The 19,764-nt window shown below is 39.2% G+C and carries 15 protein-coding genes and 1 pseudogene; 3 read left to right on the top strand and 13 right to left on the bottom strand.

Annotation, left to right across the window (positions count from 1 at the left end; genetic code table 11):
* Positions 1-65: 65 nt before the first annotated feature.
* Complete coding sequence (locus IGL15_RS02540; RefSeq protein ID WP_002291211.1) at positions 66-941, bottom strand: hypothetical protein; 876 nt, start codon at positions 939-941, stop codon at positions 66-68.
* Between the two features lie 129 nt (positions 942-1,070).
* Between IGL15_RS02540 and IGL15_RS02535 the strand changes: the two genes are divergently transcribed.
* A complete protein-coding gene (locus tag IGL15_RS02535) occupies positions 1,071-2,978 on the top strand; it encodes a M13 family metallopeptidase (RefSeq protein ID WP_104765487.1) in 1,908 nt (635 codons plus the stop codon).
* A gap of 597 nt (positions 2,979-3,575) precedes the next feature.
* Here IGL15_RS02535 and IGL15_RS02530 read toward each other — a convergent pair.
* The 5 genes from IGL15_RS02530 to IGL15_RS02510 all read right to left on the bottom strand — a co-directional run bounded on the left by IGL15_RS02530 (position 3,576) and on the right by IGL15_RS02510 (position 9,242).
* Positions 3,576-6,842 (bottom strand): right-handed parallel beta-helix repeat-containing protein, encoded by a 3,267-nt coding sequence (locus IGL15_RS02530; RefSeq protein WP_104765200.1) that lies wholly within the window; start codon positions 6,840-6,842, stop codon positions 3,576-3,578.
* A gap of 271 nt (positions 6,843-7,113) precedes the next feature.
* Positions 7,114-7,659: a cysteine hydrolase family protein gene (locus tag IGL15_RS02525; protein ID WP_002291217.1), complete on the bottom strand. Its 546-nt coding sequence runs from the start codon at positions 7,657-7,659 to the stop codon at positions 7,114-7,116.
* An 11-nt stretch (positions 7,660-7,670) separates the two neighbouring features.
* Positions 7,671-8,363 (bottom strand): 5'-methylthioadenosine/adenosylhomocysteine nucleosidase, encoded by a 693-nt coding sequence (locus IGL15_RS02520; protein WP_002291218.1) that lies wholly within the window; start codon positions 8,361-8,363, stop codon positions 7,671-7,673.
* Positions 8,364-8,381: 18 nt separating this feature from the next.
* Positions 8,382-8,666 carry a cell wall synthase accessory phosphoprotein MacP gene (gene macP / locus IGL15_RS02515; RefSeq protein WP_002286760.1) on the bottom strand — a complete coding sequence of 95 codons (285 nt, stop codon included), beginning with the start codon at positions 8,664-8,666 and terminating at the stop codon, positions 8,382-8,384.
* Between the two features lie 12 nt (positions 8,667-8,678).
* Positions 8,679-9,242 carry an NUDIX hydrolase gene (locus tag IGL15_RS02510; RefSeq protein WP_002325125.1) on the bottom strand — a complete coding sequence of 188 codons (564 nt, stop codon included), beginning with the start codon at positions 9,240-9,242 and terminating at the stop codon, positions 8,679-8,681.
* 227 nt (positions 9,243-9,469) lie between these two features.
* On the opposite strand from IGL15_RS02510, the gene IGL15_RS02505 reads away from it, so the two are divergent.
* Positions 9,470-10,132 (top strand): 5-bromo-4-chloroindolyl phosphate hydrolysis family protein, encoded by a 663-nt coding sequence (locus IGL15_RS02505; protein ID WP_002286764.1) that lies wholly within the window; start codon positions 9,470-9,472, stop codon positions 10,130-10,132.
* 123 nt (positions 10,133-10,255) lie between these two features.
* On the top strand, positions 10,256-11,452 hold the full coding sequence (locus IGL15_RS02500; protein WP_002286766.1) for a toxic anion resistance protein: 1,197 nt from the start codon (positions 10,256-10,258) through the stop codon (positions 11,450-11,452).
* Between the two features lie 100 nt (positions 11,453-11,552).
* On the opposite strand, the gene IGL15_RS02495 is transcribed toward IGL15_RS02500, so the two are convergent.
* From IGL15_RS02495 to IGL15_RS02465, 7 genes and pseudogenes are all read right to left on the bottom strand, one after another.
* Complete coding sequence (locus tag IGL15_RS02495; RefSeq protein ID WP_002286768.1) at positions 11,553-12,929, bottom strand: amino acid permease; 1,377 nt, start codon at positions 12,927-12,929, stop codon at positions 11,553-11,555.
* 36 nt (positions 12,930-12,965) lie between these two features.
* Positions 12,966-13,832, bottom strand: a complete 867-nt coding sequence (locus IGL15_RS02490) for a GRP family sugar transporter (protein ID WP_002286769.1) — start codon at positions 13,830-13,832, stop codon at positions 12,966-12,968.
* Between the two features lie 88 nt (positions 13,833-13,920).
* Positions 13,921-14,946 (bottom strand): two-component system sensor histidine kinase SapS, encoded by a 1,026-nt coding sequence (gene sapS / locus IGL15_RS02485; RefSeq protein ID WP_002286770.1) that lies wholly within the window; start codon positions 14,944-14,946, stop codon positions 13,921-13,923.
* Between the two features lie 17 nt (positions 14,947-14,963).
* Complete coding sequence (sapR, locus tag IGL15_RS02480; protein ID WP_002291233.1) at positions 14,964-15,638, bottom strand: two-component system response regulator SapR; 675 nt, start codon at positions 15,636-15,638, stop codon at positions 14,964-14,966.
* Between the two features lie 183 nt (positions 15,639-15,821).
* On the bottom strand, positions 15,822-16,715 hold the full coding sequence (locus IGL15_RS02475) for a class C sortase (protein ID WP_002326335.1): 894 nt from the start codon (positions 16,713-16,715) through the stop codon (positions 15,822-15,824).
* Between the two features lie 73 nt (positions 16,716-16,788).
* Positions 16,789-18,474: a SpaH/EbpB family LPXTG-anchored major pilin gene (locus IGL15_RS02470; protein WP_104765201.1), complete on the bottom strand. Its 1,686-nt coding sequence runs from the start codon at positions 18,472-18,474 to the stop codon at positions 16,789-16,791.
* A pseudogene (locus IGL15_RS02465) lies at positions 18,470-19,759 on the bottom strand (pilin N-terminal domain-containing protein); the annotation flags it as partial. The pseudogene IGL15_RS02465 and the gene IGL15_RS02470, both read right to left, overlap by 5 nt.
* Positions 19,760-19,764 lie beyond the last annotated feature (5 nt).

Here is a 19,764-nt window from a genome sequence, read left to right as displayed (position 1 = left end):
AACTTCTCTATTCTTCGATAGTTTAACATATTTTTCCAAGATTTTCTGTTAATTTCAGCAAATTCTTAAGGAAGTGAAACTGTTCCGTTACTCCAACTGGCAGGAATGACTTTATGATAATCGCCCCAGTTGTCGTGTACTTTGTAATAACGTTCTCCTGTTTCAGTTTCAAAATAAGCGTACGCTGTCACCCAATGATTGCCATATGTACTGCCAAGTACTTTCAAAATACCAATCATCACAGGTTTGCCTTCACGTATACGTTTTGTAGCTCGCTGCCATGAACCTAGAAGAGTTGCTCGTGCACGCTCATGATTGCCATTCTTCTTTAAAAAACTAGAAATCCCTGTACTAACCTGAAAAGGAATCGTAGGAAGTCCTAGTGGTTGGATCTGGCTACGCAATGCCTTCGTCAAAACCATCGAATCAGCCGTATTTTTCTTGCGAATCTCATTTGGAAGCATCCACTCTTTACGATAGTCTTGATAATAGGCAAGCAGAACTGCTGCCGCGTAAGTACCACAAAGATAGCCTGAGGGGGTAGCCCATTTCTTATACCTTAAAAAACGTTCTTCTGGCAATCCCACCCAACAATTTGTGAGTTCTTTTCCTGACCTTTTTTCTTCGATCAAAGCGGGAATATCTTCTTTTCTGTTGATCCATCTAGATAACTCGATTGGCTCTTCATTGATCAGCTTCCATTTTTTACAAGAAAGACCCTCTTGATAAGTATATTTTGCTGGAGAATATTCTACCGGATGTCCTGATTGATCGATAATCACATAACTTTGATCTTCAAAAACCAGAGCTAAAAAAAGCAATTTACTTTTTCTTGACTGCAGCTGCTGAGTGCTGGCTAATTTTTTAATTTTTTTATCTACTTTGAAATATAAAGGTTTATCCACTACTTGATTCAGTTGGGATCGCCTCCTTTTTTTCATTATAAGTGAAGGATTGAAAAAAACAAATCAGTTTGATTGTTCGAATTTTCAATTTTTTATGTTCTATTTGTTAATTCCTTCATTTTGTAAGATAATGGGCACACGAAACAAAAAAGGAGCGATCGATGAATGAACAAAGAACGATTGAAACAAGATTTCTATGAAGCAGTCAATGAAGAATGGCAAAAAACAGCAAAAATCCCTGCAGATAAACCAGCTACAGGCGGTTTCCAAGATTTAGTTGACGGGATCGACCAACTTTTGATGGGAGAAACAGACGATCTGCTTGCCCATCCAGAAAAAGTGTCTTCAGAAAAAATGAAACATTTCCTTGCATATTATCAACTGGCAAACGATTATGACCGAAGAAATGAGTTGCATGCTCAACCACTTCAACCTATAATCGAAAAAATTGAATCATTGCAGTCTTTCGACGAATTGAATAAGCAATTTCCAGAATGGCTGTTGGATACATTACCATTGCCATTTAATCTGGATGTAGATGCAGATATGAAGAATGCGCAAACGAACGCCTTCTTTGCTTATCCGCCTTCTTTATTCCTTCCAGATAAGACGTATTATGCATCAGACCATCCCAACGGTGCACAACTAATAGGCGTTTTCTTTGATATGGCTGTTCAGTTATTAGAGCTTGCCGGCAAAGAAAAAAGTCAGGCAGAAGCAATCACGGAACAAGCAGTGCAATTTGATAAATTGATTGCTCCTCATGTAAAAAGTGCAGAAGAAAACGCAGATTACAGCAAAATGTATAATCCGCAATCTTTTGATACATTTATTCAATACACAGATAAACTGGACTTGAAAAAACTTGTCACGGGTTTGATTGGGACAACTCCAGATAAAGTGATCGTAACTGATCCAGTGTACTTCGATCATTTGAATGACATCCTGACAGAAGCTCATTTTCCGTTATTCAAAAGCTGGATGATCATTAAAACAGTACGTTCTCTTAGTGGTTATTTATCAGAAGAATTCCGCCAAGTCAGCGGAATCTATTCTCGCGTATTGTCTGGAACAGACGAAGCAATGCCTCAGAAAAAAGCAGCGTATTACCTTGCCTCTGGACAATTCGATCAAGTAGTTGGCGATTACTACGGAAAAAAATATTTTGGCGAAGCTGCTAAAAAAGACGTAGAACAAATGGTGAAAAAAATGATCGCCGTTTATAAAAAACGTCTAGAAGAAAATGACTGGCTTGGGGATGCAACAAAAGAAAAAGCCGTCATAAAATTAAATAACTTAGGTATCCAAGTAGGCTACCCCGATAAGATCCCAGCATTATTCGACCAGTTCAAAACAGTACCTGCAGATCAGGGTGGTACTTTGCTTTCAAATACTCTTGTTTTCAGCAAACTCACATTAAAAGATCGTTTCAGCAAATGGAACAAACCAGTGGATCGTTCAGAATGGGAAATGAGTGCTGACACGATCAATGCTTATTATCATCCATTTCGGAATGTGATCGTCTTTCCGGCAGCGATCCTTCAAGCACCATTTTACAGTCTAGAACAATCAAGCTCTGCTAATTATGGTGGAATCGGAGCTGTTATCGCTCATGAGATTTCCCATGCATTTGATAATAACGGCGCTTTATTTGACGAATATGGCAACTTGAACAACTGGTGGACAGAAGAAGATCTTACACAATTTCAAAACAAAGCACAAGCAATGATCGAAGAATTCGATGGTCTGCCTTTTGCTGACGGAAAAGTAAACGGAAAATTAACCGTTTCGGAAAATATTGCTGATGCAGGCGGTCTAAGCTGTGCATTGGAAGCAGCAAAAACGGAATCAGATCTTTCTATCGAGGAATTCTTTGTCAATTGGGCAACGATTTGGCGTACAAAAGCAAAAAAAGAATACCAACAACTTTTACTGCAAATCGATGTCCATGCCCCTGCTAAACTCCGAGCAAACGTGCAACCAAAAAACCTTGACGAATTCTATGAAACATTTGGTATCACGGAACAAGACGCTATGTATCTAGCGCCAGAAAAAAGAGTGCGAATCTGGTAAGAGGATGTGCCAGAAGTGGTCAGCTTCAAGAAATAAGAAGGAATTGGGGAAAATTGCTTCTCAAATTTTTGTGACATTTCGGCTTATTTTTCGAAGAAGTTACTTCTGGAATACCATGTACCAGAGGTTGTGAAAAAGCCGCTTACTACCGAGAAACTGGCTTTTGAACACCGTATATCAGAGGTTGTGAAAAAGTCGCTTAGTTTCAAGTAGTAAGAAAAATTTTGTGAAAATGGCTTTCCACATTTTTGCATAAATTTGACTTACTACCGAGAAACTGGCTTTTGAACACCGTTTATCGAGAGGTTGTGAAATCAGCGTCCTGACCTGAGTATTAGAGAAAAAAACGGAAAAATAGTTCCTCATATTTTGCCGTTTGTTGAGCTAATACCGAGGGTCAGCTGATTGAACACCGTTTAGTGGAGAGATTGTGAAAAAGCTGTCCTGCATCAAGTAATAAGAACAGCCAATCAAAAGCAGCAAGGAAAACCTCATCTATAAAAAGATAGAAGGAAGTGAGACATCTATTGGTCTCATTTCCTTCTATTTATACTTTCCTCAGTCAATTGTTTTACATCATAAAAGGAGAAATTCCACTTATTTTTTTCGCTGTTTCATGACATAAACAACTACACCGATTAACAAAATTCCTCCAGCTAATGCTAGCAACGGGTTATTAAATTCTCCCGTTTTTGGGAGTCCTTGAGTGCCATCTTTTTTACTTTTTTTTGCTGTCCTATCCGGATGAGAAGGTTTTCCATTTGGCGATTCATTTCCTGGATTTTCTCTTTCTGGTTTGTCATTTCTCGGGGGCACATCGGCAGTTTCTCGCACAGTGATCGCTTTTTGCTGGGTAACAGATTCTGTATGAGCAGACCATTTTTCCCCATCAAATATTTCCGAACGATAAGTGACTTCTAGCGTATATTCTCCTTTTGAAGGTGCTGAAAAAATAGCGGTATGATTAGAAAATTGAGCACTTGACTGTGTTTCAACGATTTGGATCTTTTCTGGGAAATAACGCATATCTTCAAAAACAGGCGTTCCTTGATTTGGTGTGAAAGTTGACACAAAAACTGTAAAAGGCTTCAGTTCAATGATATTTCCTTCTGCATTCTCCGCCACACCATTTGCTTCTTGTATAATAATCGGATTATTTTGTTCATTTGGTTTTGTCTGATTTGGTTCTTGTACGATTGCATACTCTGGATATTCCGAAGACGGCGAGGTTTCTCCGTCAAAAATAGCACCTACAGATAATGGAAGACCATCCACTCTTTCCTTTACTGTTTGACGATTCCCCGGTTTAATCTGCATCAGTCCATGAACATGGATACTTCCATTTTCATAGCGCGTAACAGGCTGCTGACCTTCTTTCGAACATGTATTTAGAGACTCGATCCAATCTTTTGATACGGTATGTCCAAGAGTATTTTCTGATTGTTTCTCTCGTTCATTCCAATAGTAGTTCAACGAGTGGTAGATTTGATCTTCGTTTTGATTCAATGGGCGGATCTGCTCTCTCATCTCAAGATTCTCTGTTCGGAAAGATAAGATACCAGAAGCATGGTAGTCTGTGTTTCCTGCTGAAGAGGTATAAAGAGCCACATTATATGAACCGTTATTAAAACTTGTACTGCTATTGACGATAATATCTGTTCCGCTATTGGAATCGATTCCTTTCGCAAGATTTTCGAAAGACAAACTATTGATCAATTCATGAGGGCCCGTTAAAGAAGAACCGCCCATTTTGAATCCATTACCGTTACCTTCTCCCTCAATTCCCGGTACCCAGCCGTTTCGATAAGCAACTGAGTTTTTGATGATTACTTTTCCGATCGAACCTGTTTCATTTTTAGCAAAAAGGTCCCAACCGTCATCTGCATTATGATACGCGATACAACCGTCAAATACATTTCCTTCTCCTATTGTCAGTTTGGCCGCAAATCCATCGGCATCTTCAAATCCTGGATCGGCATTTTCAAAAGATGTACAGTTCTTGACTAAGTTATGCGCTGGCCATGCTTCGAAAGGATCATTTGAGCTACCACTGATTTGGATTCCTGTATTTCCATTCCGATAAGCATGGATCTCTTCAATCAAATTATGGTTTCCAGAAATCTGCAATCCTTTTTGCATAGCGGCACTATTTGTAACGTCAAACCCACGTAAAACCCAGTAATGACTAAACAGTGTCATCCCATTTCCAGTTCCTTTAAAATCAAGTACAGGTCGCTTGTTTTCTGGATTTTTCTCTGCAATCAATTGAATCGGGTTTTCTCTTGTCCCGTTAACTCCTTTTGGAATCGTCAATCCTCTTTCAAAGGAATAAGTTCCAGGAGCCAGGACGATTGTCTGCCCAGCATATGCGTATCTCAATGCTTGCGTCAGAGATAACGGATTTTGTCTGCTTCCGTTTCCTGTATCTGACCCTTCCGGTGTTACATAAACTGTCGAATAGTTAGGTTTACGGTAGTCAACTGTATGCAGAATCTCTTTTGTTTCATAACTAGCCATCTCTACGTATTCTTCTGGCGGATAGTTTTTATCTGGTGTAAAACTGAAAGTAAATTCGTTCGTTCCTTCCATCAGTTTTGTCTGATAATCAAATTCCCGATTTGCAGTGATTGCCAAGTCTTTTGCGTTCTCAAGTACCTCTCCTGTTGCTTGATTTTTGATTGTTAATAATCCGTCAGCATTTGCTCTAAAGGACATAGTATGGTCTTGGTTTCCTGAATGATTACTAGAGGTCACAGTGTAAATCGGATCAATCAAGCGAATGGGCCTTTCTTGTCCAGGAGGATCTGTCGCAGGATCTGAGTAAGCCACTTCGATTCCTTCTACCTTGATCGTCATATTCCTTGCTGCAGCAAATCCTGCATAAATAACCGATTCATCTGAAGCGTATAATTTTTCCCAGTCATACATGATGTTAGAAGCCATTTCTTCTCCTGTTTCAGGATCGTAATAATATGCCTCTAAACCAGTATTCGTTTTTTTCATCTCTACGTCCAGTTTAGTAATCGAGTTCGTGGCCGGAAACAGATTCCCATGACCGTTTCCGAATATATTATAAGAACCTGTTTCTTTTTCCAAGAACCCTGCTGAAGTCTCTAAAGGTGTTGTTTCCACTGAGACACTCCCAGGAGCTGGCGCAGCTTGCGGATCTTCAGATGATATTCCTGTGATTGCCCGTGTCCCTAATCCAAGTCGCATCGTATATTTGCTGCCGCTCGTGTTGACCACTTCTTGTCTATCCGAGTCCCAGACATATTCGATCCGACTGCCTAGTATGGCAAATGAATTTGAATAAAATGCCTGCCCAAACAAATGATTTTTTGGTACTGCGTCTCTTACCATTAAAGCAAATCCTTCTTGGGCATTCGTATAGGTCCAAGATTCTATTTCGATCGTCGCCCGCATCCTAAAGTTGATGTCTTTGGGGATTGCTTGATAATAATAGGTCATTCCATCTGATCCGCTTGACTGGAATTTTCCGCCGTTATTCGTGGAAGAGAGCCGCACGCCGTCTTCTAATGGTTCAATGGCATACCTACTAGCACTTGTGCTTTCTCCGAAAACAACCCCTTTCCACTCTTCATTTGCTTCTTCAGATTGCTTTTTTGTCTTTTCATTTTCTGATTCTTTCATCATAGGATCATTTCCTTCTTCCGTATCCATATCTTCACTAGTTCTTGGTACTTCCTCCATTGTTGACATCCCTTCAATGTTCACGTGTGCATTTCCTTCGTTCACAGACTGTTGTTCGTTAGCAGCAACTTCAACGACAGAAATTAAAACCGGGGTACTGAGCATAAGGAGATTCATCATTAGCGCACTGTATTTTATACGTTTTTTTAACAAGTGTATTCCTCCCGCAACAAATTAGAAAGCGTTTACTTAAAGTATTACCTAATTTATTTTTACTGTCAATAAAAAACAAAATTATAATAAGTGTATTTTATAAAAAGAAAAAATATAACTTAAGTTGTTGATAATAAAGAGATTTATTAACGTAAAAAGAATAATATTTTTTTAAAATAACGTATAAAAAAGAGCATAAAACAAAGTCGTTTGTTTTATGCTCTTCTTTTATTATTTTGTGCTTTTTATTTTATCAAATTACTTTGTTTTTTTATAAAATTTCTGCGCCTAGTGTGGATTCAAAATGTCTCAATGCCCATTCATGTCCAACGGGATCGAAACTTGCCACGGCATCTTTGAAAATATGGAGTTTGTATCCTAGATTATACGCATCGACTGCTGTATGCAACACACAGATATCTGTACATACGCCGGTCAAATAAATATCTGTGATCTGGCGTTCTCGCAAACGGATGTCTAGATCTGTTCCACTAAAAGCGGAATAATGCCGTTTGTCTATCCAATAAACATTTTCCTCTTGCTCATAGTCTTGGTATAAACTTTTTAAAGAGCCGTACAATTCCCGTCCACCCGTTCCTATCACATTATGCGGAGGAAATAAGCGGTTCTCCGGATGAAAGGAATCTTTTGGATCATGCGCATCAATGGCAAAAACGACAAAATCCTTTTGATCAATAAACTTCTTTGTATGAGCAGTCAGCTTTTTTTCAATTACTTGTCCTGCTGTCCCAGTAGTCAGCTTTCCATCCTCTGCAACAAAATCATATGTGTAGTCAATCGAGATCAATGCGTTCATCTTAGTCCTCCTTATACGAGATGTTTGACAAATTCGATCACCATTTCTGCTGATCGTTTGCCTGCGTCTTCGATAAATTCGTCAAAGCTTTGTGTCGCCGAGTGATCTGCTGTGTCGCTCATTGCACGTACGATCAAAAATGGGATATTGAACTGACGAGCTGTTTGTCCAACAGCGGCTCCTTCCATTTCGCAAGCTAATGCTTCAGGGAAATTCGTTAAGATTTCTTTGATTTTATCTGGCGAGTCGACAAATGTATCACCTGTAACGATCAATCCTTCTTTTGCGTTCAAATTCGTTGCTTTTGCTGCTTTAACCATTTCACTGCGCAAATATGTGCTTGCTTCATAATATAGAGGCATTCCTGGTAATTGTCCTGGTTTGTAGCCAAATCCTGTTGCATCTGCATCAAAATAAGCTACTTTGTCTGATATAACGATGTCACCTACTTGTAAGCCTTCACCGATTCCGCCAGCTGAACCTGTATTGATCACCATGTTCACGCCGTATTGTTGGATCAACAGACTTGTGGTAATAGATGCTAAGACTTTTCCTATACCGGAACGTACGACGATCACTTCGTGGTTACCTAATGAACCTGAAATAAATAAAGCGCCTGCGCGTTCCCATGATAATGGTTCGCTTAGGTTCTCTCTCAAAATTTTTACTTCTTCTTCCATTGCGCCGATAATACCGATTTTCATCTTTTTAATTCCTTCTTTCTATATAAATGCGATTGCTAAAAAAACCACACATAACATTAGGATAACAATAATAAGAGATTTCATCAAAAAAGAGTTCCATTTGGTCGTCTTTTCCCGTTCGCTGATCCTTGTTTTCGTGATTGGTTTATTCTTTTTGCTTTCTTTACGATAAAAGCTGGCAATCTTTTTTTCTTCTTGCTGATAAGCTGTTTCTGCTTTTCGCTGTTTTTTTAATGACTCGCTTGCTTGTGCTTGTTGTCGCTTGCGAAGTTCGCTTCGCGTAATAAGCGGTCCTTTGGCCATAAGCCGATCCCTCTACTTTCCTTTGGTCAATAGTTCCCAGTATTGAATCGCATAAATCGTCTTTGCATCACAAATCAACTGATCTTTCATCGCTTGTTGCGCCTCTTCAAGAGTTAGATGATACAACTCCAGTACTTCGTCTTCATCTTGTGCTAAAGGATTCTCGACCTTCTCTACCCCTTGTGCATGATAAATATGAAGGACTTCATTTGCAAAACCTGGTGAAAGATACATCGAAGTAAGATGGCTCAGCGACTTCGCACGATAGCCAGTTTCTTCTTCTAATTCTCTAGCTGCTGTCATTTCGGGATTTTGTCCTTCTCCTGGATCGATTTTTCCAGCTGGAATCTCCAAAATCACTTTTTCTAAAGGTTTTCGAAATTGTTTGACAAGAAGCAGACGATCTTGTTCGTCAAAAGCAATGATCCCAACACCGCCAGGATGAAATACCAGTTCTCTCTTCGAAGTTCCTCCATCTGGCAAACGAACTTCGTCTACAGCAACATCAATAATTTTTCCGCTATAGATTTCTTTGCGACTGATTGTTTTTTCTTCAAATTGCTCATTGTTCAGCATATCTTCTCCTGCTTTCTTTGTAATCATAACTGCTTTTTTTTCATTTTTCAATTTTTCTCAAAAACTCCTTATTAGTTTACCATAGATAAACCTTAGATTTTCTCTAAATATAGAAAATCCTTCTTTAGTCCGATACTCTTTCTAGTAGTCCGTATGCTAAAATAAGTATGTAATCGAATAACGAAAAGAATTCAATACTCAACGATAAATGACATGGAGGGTTTATTATGATAAAACGAAATTGGCCGTGGCTTCTAGCATTGGTCTTGCTATTTCTCTTTGTCCGAAACAATAGTTTTTCTTTTGTTCTAGGACTTTTATTGATAGGTGTAGTTTTAGTTTTGTGGGGACTCTTTGGTTCGCGCAGGAAAAAGGGAAAACAAGAAGAAATTCCTGCACTGACTGACGAACTTGAAACTCACTATGAAAAAAGCGGTATGACAGCGAATGAAATTTCATTTTTTCGGCAAACAATGAATCAAACAAAAAATGAGATCAATCAATTGCAAATGAATATGCAGCAGACAGCCAAACTTAAAGCAATCGATCTCCGCCATGATCCAGTCAAAGCAGCAAAAGCTTTATTCAAAGAATTGGTGAAAGAACCAAACCGACTGCATGAAGCAAGTCAGTTTCTTTATACGCATCTGCCGAATCTAGTTGATTTGACAAATAAGTATAATGAGATCAATGACCATGAGATCAAAAACAAACAGACCTATGAAAAACTAGAAGAAAGCGCGCAGATCATCGACCAGCTGTCAGCTTTAATCGCACAAGATTATCAAAAATTCGTTGCTGAGGATCTAGATGATATCGACGTAGAGATATCTGTTGCGAAACAGAGCTTAAAGCGTGATAATAAATATGAACCAGAACAAAAGGATTAACTCTTTTGTTCATAAAAGAAGACTCGGAACATTCAGATGATGTCTGGCTGTTTCGAGTACTTTTTCTAAAGTAGAGACATTCATGTAAGAATCGAGAACAGATTCAACAAGGAGGAATTTTTTATGGATCATAAACCGACTGAAACAAAAGATGTTACACCAGTTAACGATACACTTGAAGATTTATTGAACAACCCGTTTTCAACTCCAACAGATACGCTGACCACTTCACAACAAGCGGAGATTGATCAGCTCCAAGAGCAACAGACAGCTGCTCGTTTAATTGACAAACTACCGGCGGAACGCCAAGAACAAGCTAAACAGCTAGCAGCAAAAATCGATGCTAATGATGCACAGTCTGTCATCAGCTACGGATCGGCTGCCCAAGCAAAATTAAGTGAATTCTCACAATCGATGTTGAATCATGTGCAAGCACAAGATATTGGTCCTGTAGGAGATTCCTTAACTGAACTGATGTATCGTCTCCAAGAAGCCAATCCTGACGAACTGCGTGCCGGAGAAGGGAACATCTTCCAGCGTGTCTTCGGGAAGGTCAAACAATCGATCTATGAAGTGACAGCAAAATATCAAAAGATTGGTGCACAAATTGACAAGATTTCAGTGAAATTAGATAAAGAAAAAGACGGTCTGCTAAAAGATAATCTGATGTTAGAACAGCTTTACCAGAAAAACAAAGACTACTTTGATGCACTGAATATTTATATCGCTGCTGGAGAATTGAAAATGGAAGAACTTCAAACAACGATCATTCCAGAAGCGATGAAAAGAGCAGAAGAAACTGGCGATCAGATGGATGTTCAGATTGCCAATGATTACACGCAATTCCTAGATCGTCTGGATAAACGTACGCATGATCTTCGCTTAGCTAGACAGATCACGATCCAGCAAGCACCACAAATCCGTTTGATCCAAAACACAAATCAGGCCTTGGCTGAAAAGATCCAAGCATCTATCGCTACAGCCATTCCGCTGTGGAAAAACCAAGTCGTGATCGCATTGACCTTGCTTCGTCAAAAAGATGCAGTAACTGCTCAACGCCAAGTCTCTGAAACAACAAACGACTTATTGAAGAAAAATTCAGAAATGCTGAAAATCTCAGCCATCGAAACAGCGAAAGAAAATGAACGTGGAATCGTGGATATCGAGACCCTTCAAACCACTCAAAATGATTTGATCGAAACAATCCAAGAGACATTGCGTATCCAAAAAGAAGGAAAAGAAAAACGTCGTCATGCAGAAGTAGAGCTTGGACACATGGAAGAAGATCTGAAACAAAAACTGTTGGATTTAACCCAATAGATCACCTTTCGCTTGTTACTAAAACAAACGCCCAACAACAGTTTATTACAACTGTTGATGGGCGTTTTTCTTATCTTTCTTCTAACTTCTCCATTGGAGTCTATTTCTCATTCATCTTGCTGTGTCCATAGCCATAGCCAAAATAAATGATCAGTCCAATAACCATTACGATACCGAACACGATCCATGTCACAGTTTGCAGACGAAGCATCAATACAATACAAGTCAAGATGGAGACGATTGGCAATAGCGGAACGAATGGCACTTTGAATTCTCCAGCTTTTGGTTTGCCAAACATTTTTCTCAACTTCAGTAAGCCTAGACTAACAAGCATCAAATAGGCGAGCGCCATGATATTCGTTAGTTCCGCTAATACATTCAATGGGAAAAATCCGGCAAAGAATACAGCTGCCACACCAGCGGCATAAGTCGCTTTTTTCGGTGTACGATGCTTTTGATCGATTTCTGTCATAAACTTAGGAAGTAAGCCATCCTTGCTGACAGCAAACAGTAAACGAGCAAGTGAATACATCATCGAGATCGTTACCGTCAGTAGCGTTAAAATTGCCCCTACAGCGATCACCGCGCCCACTGTTCCATGTCCTACATACCTCATTGCAAAAGCCACTGGGTCATTGACTCCTAGTTCAGTATACGGAACGATTCCTGTCAAGATCAGCGTCACGATGATGTAAAGGACAGTAGCAATCAGTATCGAACCAATGATTCCTCTTGGCACATCTTTTTGCGGGTTTTTGACTTCCTCGGCTGCCATTGCAACGGCATCAAATCCCAAGAAAGCAAAAAACACAAGAGCTGCACCATCTAGCACACCGGAAAAACCAAAAGGCATGAATGGCTGCCAGTTATCAGGTTTAACGAAAAATATTCCTACAATGATAAACAACGCGATGATACCAAATTTGACATATACCATGGCATTATTCAAACGTAATGCTTTCTTGGCTTCAAGCGACACGATGTAAGTGACGAATATCACTACGAGCACCGCAATCAAGTCAATGTATGTACCATTTTCCGGATTGTACCCGCCAGTTAATGCTTGTGGAAGTTCGGCCCCTAAACTTTTCAAAAAACCTTGCATATAGCCAGACCATCCGGAAGCAACAGAGGAAACTGCTAGTAAAAATTCCCCGATCAACAACCACCCTGTCAGCCAGGCAGCAAATTCACCAAATACAACATACAGATAGGCATATGGCCCACCAATCACTGGCACTCGCGAAGCAAATTCTGCGAAACTTAGTCCAGACAAAATGACAACGATTGCAGCTAAGACAAATGAAAGTGACAGTGCTGGACCAGCATTTTGATTGGCCGCAACCCCTGTCACCACAAATATTCCCGTACCGATGATCGCACCAATTCCAAGCATGATCAAATCAGACGTTTTTAGTTCTTTTTTCATCTCACTCGTATGATTGAGATTGATCTCTTTCTTACGAAACAAATCCATTGAAGTTCCTCCCCATTTTAGGTTGGAAAACAGCGATTAAACTGTTTTCATATACCCTAAAAGGATACCACCTAAAATGACTAAAAGGCAACCAACAATAACATAAATGAGCTCTTTTTTCGTTTTTCTTTCGCCAAGGATGAAAATCCCACCTAAAGTAGAGATAATGATCCCCATTTGTGAAAGTGAGAAGCCAACAGCTAAACCAAGTGATTTGACTGTTAGAAGCATGCAGATGTTTCCTAAGCCCCATAATAATCCACAGATCATGTTTTTCCACACAAACTGATCGACTTTAACTTTACGGAAAGCAAAGAAGCTTGCGCCTAAGATCATTCCGATACTTTGAGGTAAGATAATTGACATCGCATCCAAATTCGCCCAGTTGACGATGATGGTATATACACCATAACCAATCGTAGAGAAGATCAATGCTCTAAAACCCTTACCAAAATCAAGCATTTTATTATCTGTATCTATTTTTCCTTCGTCATCTTGTCGGGCAGTCAAATACGCACCGCTTACAAGAAGAGCTAAAGCAATAATACCGTATACATAATCTTTCGTTTGTGTCCATTCATGGAAGAAAACGGCTCCCGCAATCGTATTCAAAATTAATTGAAAACCAGTAGACAATGGTAACCCTACAGAAACACCCATGTACTTCATTCCATGGAACTGTCCATTTTGTCCAACACTCCAAGCTAAGCCGGATAAAAATCCGATCAAGAAAATCCAAGGGGTGATTACAGGACTAACAACGAAAAAGACAACTAAAGAAAACAGAAATGCACCGATCGTCATTCCTAGTGTTTGTTGATTGGCATCGCCACCAATTTTACCACTTACTAAACCAATACTACCCCATGCCAACATAGGGACTAATGCTATTAAAATTTCCATAACCAATCTCCTTTTATTTCACATGATAAGAAACTTATCAGCGAAAACGTTAACAACACAAGCACTTTTTTTCGTTTCTAACGATTTTCTAACGTTTTTCATTATAAAAATTTAAGATTGGGAAAAATAAAGTCATTGTTGTCCCTTTTCCTTCAGTTGATTCAGCCGTCAAATGGATACCTAATTTTTCGGCCAGATTTTTTGCTAAATAAAGTCCTAATCCTGTTGAATGTGTTTTGCTAAGTCGACCATTTCTCCCAGTAAATCCCTTATCAAAGATCCGTTTCAAGTCTTCCGCTGGGATACCGATCCCTGAATCTTTAACTGAAAGGCTGACTCCTTGTGCTTCCTTTTCTATGCTCACAATGATGTTTCCGTGATCCGGCGTATATTTGATGGCATTACTAAGCAATTGGTTGAAGATAAAAGCGATCCATTTAGCATCGGTCAAAACAGTATGATCCTCACCAACAATCTCGTAGCGAATATTTTTTTGGATAAAATAATTTGCCTGACTGCGTATCACAGGCTGAATGATTCCTTTTAGTCCATATTCTTGGATGAGGTAGTCCCGCGAGAAACTGTCGAGTCTTGCATAATACAAAACTTGTTCTACGTATTCATCGATTTTTGATAATTCATTTTCTAGTAATGTATACTTTTGATCGTCAATATCGAACTCGATCGAACGAACTAGCAATTTAGAAGCGGAAAGTGGCACTTTGATTTCATGGACCCATGAGTCAATATAATCTTTTTGGTCTTGTTGATTACTGATTGCTGATTGCATTACTTCTTGGTGTTCACGGATCAGCTGATTGATATATTCTTCCACAAGTTTTTCTTCTTCTGTTCGTCCACCGCTCAAATAGTTTTGCAAAGGGGAAGTTTTTTGTATGTCGGCTAATTTTCCCCACCATCTTCTCTTGCTCAAGTAACCACCCAGCAGATAAAAAATCAGAAAGACGCCCTCAATCAAAGCTAAATAAGCAATTGTGCTCAAATCCACTTTGATGTTTGGCGCCAGCCACATCACAAAGATCGTCAATGCAATAAAAAACAGCCATCCCAAGATCAATGTCCACTGATCTTTCAAATATTTAAAAAAATTCATCTTAACCGCTCATCCTTTCAGGGAACGATATATCCCTGTCCTACTTTTGTTTCGATATATCCTTGGATACCTGCCTGTTCGATTTTTCGGCGTAACCGATTTATGTTGACTGTCAATGTATTGTCATCTACAAATCGTTCGTCATCCCACAGTGCTCGCAGCAATTTTTCCCGACTTAAGATCTTTCCATTGTGCTTCATCAAAATAAATAATAGACGATATTCATTTTTGCTCAAATCAATGATCTCTCCGTTGATTTCCATACTTCCGTTGTCAACATTCAACGTAATGCCATTGTGGCTCATCATTTCACTAGATAATTCTGTGTAGTTGTAAGAACGGCGAAGTAATGCATTGATTTTTGCAATCAGTACATCGATTTGGAAAGGTTTTGTCACAAAATCATCTGCCCCCATGTTCATAGCCATGATCATATCCATATTCGTATTCCTGCTGGAGATAAAAATGATCGGTACTTTCGATACTTCACGTATTTTTTGACACCAATAATAGCCATCCAAAACGGGAAGATTAATATCTAGTAATACAAGCTGTGGTTCTTCTCTTTCAAAGTCTGAGAACACTTGATTGAAATCGGTCGTTCCAAAGGTTTCAAATTGCCATTTCTCAAGTTCCTCCATGATCAATTGTCGAATGATCTCTTCGTCTTCGACTACCATGATTTTTGCCATAAAAAATCCCTCCATCTTTCTTCTTGCTACTACAATATCAAAGAAGCCCTTGTGAAACAAGTTGGCTTACCTGGAAAATGTCATTTTAGCAAACGTTAAAAAAAACTGGAAATATGCGATTTAATCGCGTTTGTCTCTTCCAAGCAGCTTAAATTTATTATGTTATTCTTAATAATTGGTCTATTATCTGTTATTTTTCCTTAGTTGTTTTTGTCTTTTAAATTTTCGATAACACCAATAACCGAAAAGCGTTAGCACTAGCAATATACCTAGAAGGAGTATAAGTAATCGATAAAGATGGTATTTTTTTGTCTGTTCTATCTTTGAAGAGACTTCTTCTGTAAAGGGAACTCGCCTTCCTGTCACTAGTAATCGGTGAGTGTTCACGGTGTAAGGTGTACAAGTGATAAGTGTGACTAGATCCTGCTTTTCTCTGATTGCTAATGTATTTGTTTTTGTTGGAAGGACAACAATTTTCTCAACGACTTCATAAGCGAGCATCCGACCATACACTTCAAGATAGAATCGGTCATCTTGCTCCATTTCTTCAAGATCCGTAAAGAGTTTTTTCTCAGCAATACCGCTATGGGCGGTAATCACGGAATGTGTACTCTCTCCTCCAGTTGGAAAAGAGGTGCCTTGCAGGACTGTCGCTCCTCTATCTAACAAAAGATCATTCGTTTCATCAAATAAAGGCAAGCTAACATTGATTTTCGGAATATAGATGGCTCCGATCATATGTTGTTCGTAATATTCTTTTCCTGGATTTTGGACATTTCTAACCGCTTGCTCAAAAGGATCTTTGACTTGTCCCATTCCTGGGATTACTGATGTATGAGCAAGCGTCTGATTTTTCTTTTCATGCACTGCTAATTGTTGCTCATGTTTTTCTTCTTTATCGCGTTCAAGCTGCTTTTGATAATTCTCGATCCTTCTTTGATCCAAATAATTGCTGAGAGCATCTGCTAAAAATGGATATGTAAAAACTGCAGCTCCGGCAAGAAACATCACTGCCATAAATAATTGTAATAAAAGACTGATTTGGGTTTGAGGTCTATTACCTGTTTTCTTTTTCATTTTCTTCACCTTCTTATTTAAAAAAACTGCAGCAACCTTTATAAAACCGATTGCTGCAGCTTATTTTTGTTGCTTATACTTCAGACTTCATTTTAGATTTACGGTACCAGCTGTACGCTCCAATCATCAAACTTATTCCGATTAGTAAGAATGCCAAGAGCCCGTTCCCACCAGTAGCAGGAAGTGACCCGCGTTTCATATTCGGTACTCTTTCTGGCCCTGGATTTTCTACTCCTACGATCTGAATTTCTTCATTATAGCTTCCATAAGAGATGATAAATTCAGTAAAGGCTGCCTCACCTGTTGGAAGTACATAACCTTCTGGCGCCATGGTCTCTTTCATTTGATAGGTTCCATAATCTAACCCTTGAACCTCAAAGTATCCATTTCCATCTGCGACAAATTCTGTTGCTTGTCCGCTTGTTGCCCACTCAATTCTATCTGCTCCTGATTCATAAACAGCTAAAGGCGACTCCCCTTTATAAAATATTGCGTATTCAGAACGGTCTTCATTCCACAATTCGAATCTTGCATCTTTAAGCAATTCACTGCTTGATGCATCATATTTTTCAAACTTTCTTCCACCTGTTGTGACTTTCTCTGGCGGCTCTACTCCTTCTTCATAATCAAATTCATCATTTCGTCCGATTTCAATAACCGCTGTGTTGTTATGGAAATCATCCGCTTCTAGTTCTGTGGAAACCTTCAAATTATACGTGATCGTTAAATCTCCTCCACGTGCATCTGCTAATCTACCTAAAGTATCTACTTTGGCTACTCCATTTTCTTCTGTCAAAATCGTCACGACAAACCCGTTGTTTACTACTTCTACTATATAATCTTGTCCTTTTGTTAAAATCGTCTCGCCGGCTCGCACTTCTATTTCCTGATCATAATAAGTTAGACCAACTGTAGGCGTATCTGTGATTTTGTAATTTTTGATAACAGCGCTTCCGTTTTCAAGGACAGAATCGATGAAATAAGGAATAGGTGCTGTGATCGTGTAAGAAGCCGTTTTTCCTCTTTCTAGATCAATATAAGAAATCGTTTCTTGTTCTCCAGCTTCATTAATAATCGTTACTTGTCTAAGGTCGCTTTCCTCTACATTCATCTGTTTATCTGCTTCTCTGATTTCGTTTTTCGGATACAAATGCACATCTGTATTGTATGTGTCTTTCCATGTAGAACCATCCCACACACCATCCACCATATCAGGCATCATCACTGGCATCATAACAACCATTGGAGACGCGATTCTGGAAATATGAGCTGGCGAATAAGTTTCTAAGAAAAGATAGACTTTATCTCTAGAAGAAGGTGCTTCTTCCGTCACTTGGACGGTAGAAAATACCGCTTCTCCAGCTTCATTCGTTGTTTGTTTGTCAATACTTGTCAGTCGATATTTTAAAAACCAACTTTCTGTGTGCCGTTTTTGAATCCATTCAATCGCTTCGGCAGAATTAAGACCGTCTTCTCGTTCCGGTGTTAAAGGATTATCTCGAATCAAATCGTAATATACTTCCGTTACGTCAAACAAATCAAAATCGACTCCTGGAATATTTTCTTCACCAAAATCCGTAGAAACCAATCCGCTATTCGGTCGTTCTTCCGGAACAGATGAGAAACCTTTTTTGTGTAATGTAATCGTCACTTCACTTGGTTTTTGTGCGACTTCTTCGGCTTTGACTAGTTTTCCGTTCCCGAAAATCCCTATTCCCGCAGTAACGAGTAACAGTACACTCATTCCCGTGACAATCATTTTTTTCTCCCCGTTCTTTTTTTATTAATAAAACAGCACCTAACAATAAAAGAATTCCTAGTAAAGAAATCAACGTTCTTGCTTCATTCGTTTGCGGGAATACGGACCATTTTCCTGATTGACCTGGATTGCTTGGACCACTCGGCTCTTTCGGTTTGTCCGTTGTTTCTTTTACGGTCTCGTTATAAACACGTGGTGTTGCGGATTCATAGGCAGAGACTGGAACTTTCCCGGATTCTAATTCAGCCATCTCCTGTCCGTTAACTACTACATATTGTGGTTGGCCTTTTGCATCCACCCAAAATTCAGGGATGATGACCTCGATTCTCTTACTTGCTTCATCCATCTCGTAACCTTCCACACCTTTTAATTCTTCAAAATAATAGGTGCCAGAAGGCAAGAAACGTTGTCCTGTCGTAACAAGGCCCTCTTTATCCGAAATGAATTTGCTTACATTTTTGTCATTCAAAGGATCATTGTCTGCTGGTTTGATCCATTGATTTTTCAAGTCATTAGCAGGAGCCATATCTAAATAATATTTCTCCCCTTCTATCATCTGATATAGAGCAAAAACAGCACCTTCTAATGGTTTTCCTTTTTCAGTTGTTCCTCTTTGACGTCCATACTTGAAGAAGTATGGATCTCTTAGATAACCGACATTTTTAGGATAGATATGAATCTCTTGCAGTTCCTCGGTTGATTCTGTCGGGTGATAAATTGGCAAAATAGCAGCAATTGGGATGGCTGTCTGATCGATATCAACATCCAATCCAACTTCTGGATCAATCGATTCTTCGAAAATCAAATAAACTGCATCCCGATCTTGGTTTTTCTTAGGTGCTTTGATACGTGCAATCCCGTCTCCTAATCCGCCAACCGTATCTTTCCCAGTTGTTACCGAAGTCCCTATTTGGACAAGCCTTTCTTCTGTGATTAGCTGACGGATATTGTTTCTGTTCGTTTCAGCGATTTGCTGGACGAATTCTTTAGGAGTCATGTTTTCAGCAGCTTTTTTTTCATGATAATAATCGGTCATGTCGTAAATGGCAAATGTCGCTCCATTTAGTGGCACCGTCTGTGAAATGATATCTGCTGTTTCCCCTGCTTCCTCAGAGATAGCCAAGCCATCATTTTCATGGTATTCAAATTGATCGTTATAATCGATATCTCGAATCATCCGTTTATGCAACACGAATTCCACGACATCTTCCCCTGATTCTTCTGCCGACATCGCCTGTGGAAGAAGGACTGCTGCAAGCGGTAGTAAAACAAGTAATTGAAGCATCAAAC

Origin of the sequence: Enterococcus sp. DIV0436a (genome assembly GCF_051711605.1) — a bacterium.
GTDB classification, from domain to species: domain Bacteria; phylum Bacillota; class Bacilli; order Lactobacillales; family Enterococcaceae; genus Enterococcus_B; species Enterococcus_B faecium.
The sequence above is the reverse complement of the archived record's forward strand: the minus strand, read 5'-3'. Positions and strand labels throughout refer to the sequence as shown.